Source organism: Mesorhizobium sp. M1A.F.Ca.IN.020.06.1.1, from assembly GCF_004023265.1.
Classification (GTDB): domain Bacteria; phylum Pseudomonadota; class Alphaproteobacteria; order Rhizobiales; family Rhizobiaceae; genus Mesorhizobium.
In genome coordinates, this window is sequence record NZ_RZSR01000610.1 from 1 (window position 1) to 3696 (window position 3696).

Below are 3696 nucleotides of genomic sequence, written 5' to 3' on the forward strand. Positions count from 1 at the left end.
TTCCAGAAGACCTCGATCCAGGTGCTGCATGCCTCGACCAGGGTCATCAATCCGGCATCGCGCCGCGTCATCCACAAGTGCGGCTTTCAGTATGCCGGCCAGGGCATGCTGAACTCGATCGTCGCCGGCCAGGTGCCGGTCGAGCGCTACCGGCTGGACCGCAAGACCTGGACGAGCCTGCGCAACTGGGTGCACTTCTAGGCATGTTGAAATTCAGGTGAAGCCGGCCTGCAAATGACGGTTTCCTGCGCTTCCGGTGCTCGCGTACTTTCAGTACGCTCCGCTCCGGTTCTCGGAAGCCGTCATTTTCGGCTCAGCCTGACCTGAATAGCAACACGCCTAGGCGTCGGCGCTCAAAGACGACTCAGCCCAATTCGACCCAGACCGGCAGGTGGTCCGATCCGCGCGCCTGCCGGTCGGCCCACAGGCGCTTCAGCGAGCCGGCGAGCGAAGCGCTGGTGAAGACGTAGTCGATGCATTTGTGGCGGCCCGCATCGTTGGGACGATTGGGGTCGATCCAGGTGAAGAGGCCGGAAACCTCCAGGCGCTGGGCGACATCGACGGCGAGATCGGCGGTGAGAGGCATGCCGAATTCATGGTCCGGACGTCCGGCGAGTTCGACATATTCGGGCGATCCGGGCAGCATGTTGAAGTCGCCCATGACGATGAAGGCTTCCGGATAGGGCAGGTCCGGCAGGCCGATTTCGGGAATGCCGGAAAGGCCGCCGCCTTCCAGCGCGTAGTTGAGCAGGCGCTGGCGCAGGAAACGGATCTGGCTCTGACGCTCGACGGGGCTGCGGTGGTCGAGATGGGTGGAATAGAAGCGGATGAAGCCGAGTGGCGTCTCGATCAGCGCCTCCAGCGCGCCGCGCTGGAAGTTCATCCGCTCCAGGCTGCGGCTGCGCGGCAGAAGGAGATTACGCGACAGATGAATGGGCGTCTTCGACAGCACCATGTTGCCGAGCTGGAAGGTGCGGGTGACGGCGCGGCCGGCATCCAGGCGCGAGCCGATATTGACCTCGAAATTGCTGGCATAGGCGACAAAATAGTCCGGCAGCGCCTCGCCGATCTCGGCCACCATGTCGCGGTCGCCGTTGCGCGGGTTGTTGCGGGTGACTTCCTGCAGGGCGATGACATCGGCGCCGCGCACCGCGTCGGCGATGCGGCCGACATCGTATTTGCCGTCGAGGCCGATGCCATACTGGATATTGTAAGTGACAAGCTTCATTCCCGCCTCCCGGTCTCGCCCGCGAACAGTGCTACCGCGCCCCTGGCTAAAGTGCATCCGGCGCTTTAGTTGCAAACGGGCCTCGCCCTTGGCTCCACCTTGGTTTAGAGCAATCCCGCAAGCGCAATAGCAGAAACCTGAAAATCCGATGAAATTCCTCGACCAAGCCCGAGTTTACATCCGGTCCGGCGACGGTGGTGCCGGATCGATGTCGTTCCGCCGCGAGAAATTCATCGAGTTCGGCGGTCCGGACGGCGGCGACGGTGGCCGCGGCGGCGATGTCTGGGTCGAAGCCGTCGATGGCTTGAACACACTGATCGACTACCGATACCAGCAGCATTTCAAGGCCAAGACCGGCATGCACGGCATGGGCCGCAACATGACGGGCGCCAAGGGCGCCGACGCGACGCTGAAAGTGCCGGCCGGCACCCAGGTATTCGCCGAGGACAATGAGACGCTGATCTGCGATTTAACCGAGGTCGGCCAACGCTTTCTGCTCGCCAAGGGCGGCAATGGCGGCTTCGGCAACCAGCATTTCAAGACCTCGACCAACCAGGCGCCGCGCCGCGCCAATCCCGGCCAGCCGGGCGAGGAGTTGAGCATCTGGCTGCGGCTCAAGCTGATCGCCGATGCCGGCCTTGTCGGCCTGCCCAACGCCGGCAAGTCGACCTTCCTTGCCGCTGTCACCGCCGCCAAGCCGAAGATCGCCGACTATCCCTTCACCACGCTCTATCCGGGCCTCGGCGTCGCCCGCATCGACGGCCGCGAATTCGTGCTGGCCGACATCCCCGGCCTGATCGAGGGCGCGCATGAGGGCGTCGGCATCGGCGACCGCTTCCTCGGTCATGTCGAGCGCACGCGCGTGCTGCTCCATCTCGTCTCGGCGCAGGAGGAAAATCCCGGCAAGGCCTACAAGACCGTGCGCGCCGAGCTCGCGGCCTATGGCCATGGGCTGGCCGACAAACCTGAGATCGTCGCCCTCAGCCAGGTCGACATCCTCGACGCGGACGCCCGCAAGAAGAAGGCTGCCTCGCTGAAACGCGCCGCCGGCCGCGCGCCGATGCTGTTGTCAGCCGTCACCGGCGAAGGCGTCGAGGCTGTGCAGCGCGCGCTGATGGCGGTGGTCGCCGAGGCGCGCGATGCCGTTCCCGCTCCTGTCGATACGCGCTGGCGGCAAAACCCATGAAATCGCTGAAATCATACCGGCGCATAACCGTGAAGATCGGCTCGGCGCTGCTCGTCGACCGCGCGACCGGCCTGAAGCGCGATTGGCTGACCTCTTTAGCCGCAGACATCGCGGTGCTCGCCAATGCCGGCGCGGAGGTGCTCGTCGTCTCCTCGGGCGCCATCGCGCTCGGCCGCACCATTCTCGGGCTTGGCAAACGCGCGCTGAAGCTCGAGGAAAGCCAGGCGGCGGCGGCCGTCGGACAGATCGCGCTTGCGGGCGCCTGGTCGGATGCGCTGGGCAGGGACGGGCTCAAATCCGGGCAGATTCTGTTGACCCTCGGCGATACCGAGGAGCGCCGCCGCTACCTTAACGCCCGCGCCACGATCTCGACCTTGCTCAAGATGAACGCGGTGCCGGTCATCAACGAGAACGACACGGTCGCGACCTCCGAAATCCGTTATGGCGACAACGACCGGCTGGCGGCGCGGGTGGCGACGATGATGGGCGCCGATCTTCTGGTGCTGCTTTCCGACATCGACGGGCTCTATACGGCGCCGCCGGCCAAGGACCCGCAAGCCAAGTTCATTCCGGTGGTCGAGCGCATCACGCCGGACATCGAGGCGATGGCGGGTGCGGCCGCTTCGGAACTCTCGCGCGGCGGCATGCGGACGAAACTCGACGCGGGCAAGATCGCAAACGCCGCCGGCACGGCGATGATCATCACCGCCGGCACGCGCCTGTCGCCGCTGATGGCGATCGAGCGCGGCGAACGCGCCACTTTCTTCAAGCCCAGCGCCAACCCGGTGAAGGGCTACAAGACCTGGATCGCGGGACAGTTGGAGCCGGCCGGGAGGCTCACCGTCGATGCCGGCGCCATCGGCGCGCTGAAATCGGGCAAGTCGCTGCTGCCGGCCGGCGTCAAGCTCGTCAGCGGCAATTTCTCGCGCGGCGACACGGTGGCGATCCTGTCGCCCGAGGGCCGCGAGATCGCGCGCGGGCTGGTTGCCTATGATGCCGCCGATGCCGTAAGGATCGCGGGTTTGAAGACGGCCGAGATCGAAAATGTGCTCGGCTACGAGGCGCGCTCGGCGATGATCCATCGCGACGACCTTGTGGTAAGTCGATCCAGTGATCAAGTATTGGCCGACGACCAAGTTTTGGCCGACGAATGACCCAGCGGAGGATGAACCATGCTGAAGCTGCATGACAAATCCGGGGAAGATACGGTGGCGCTGATGGCCGATATCGGCTTCCGCGCCCGCGCCGCTGCCCGACCGTTGGCCGTCGCATCGACCAAGGC

General features: G+C 65.2%; 4 protein-coding genes. 3 read left to right on the forward strand and 1 reads right to left on the reverse strand.

The features are described 5' to 3' along the window. On the forward strand, positions 1–201 hold a 201-nt coding region (locus EOA60_RS23375), incomplete at its 5' end, for a GNAT family protein (protein ID WP_164899484.1). A gap of 163 nt (positions 202–364) precedes the next feature. Here the strand turns inward: EOA60_RS23375 and EOA60_RS23380 are convergent. Continuing rightward, a complete protein-coding gene (locus EOA60_RS23380; protein ID WP_095824117.1) occupies positions 365–1228 on the reverse strand; it encodes an endonuclease/exonuclease/phosphatase family protein in 864 nt (287 codons plus the stop codon). A 148-nt stretch (positions 1229–1376) separates the two neighbouring features. Between EOA60_RS23380 and obgE the strand changes: the two genes are divergently transcribed. Further along, positions 1377–2414: a GTPase ObgE gene (obgE, locus tag EOA60_RS23385; RefSeq protein ID WP_095824116.1), complete on the forward strand. Its 1038-nt coding sequence runs from the start codon at positions 1377–1379 to the stop codon at positions 2412–2414. Next, the gene (gene proB, locus EOA60_RS23390; RefSeq protein WP_095824115.1) at positions 2411–3568 is read left to right on the forward strand and encodes a glutamate 5-kinase; all 1158 of its coding nucleotides are present in this window, start codon (positions 2411–2413) and stop codon (positions 3566–3568) included. The genes obgE and proB overlap by 4 nt, the downstream gene beginning before the upstream one ends. Positions 3569–3696 lie beyond the last annotated feature (128 nt).

Coding starts and splice junctions, on each gene's coding strand:
- EOA60_RS23380 (WP_095824117.1), bottom strand. CDS start 1,228: ATGAAGCTTGTCACTTACAATATCCAGTATGGCATCGGCCTCGACGGC.
- obgE (WP_095824116.1), top strand. CDS start 1,377: ATGAAATTCCTCGACCAAGCCCGAGTTTACATCCGGTCCGGCGACGGT.
- proB (WP_095824115.1), top strand. CDS start 2,411: ATGAAATCGCTGAAATCATACCGGCGCATAACCGTGAAGATCGGCTCG.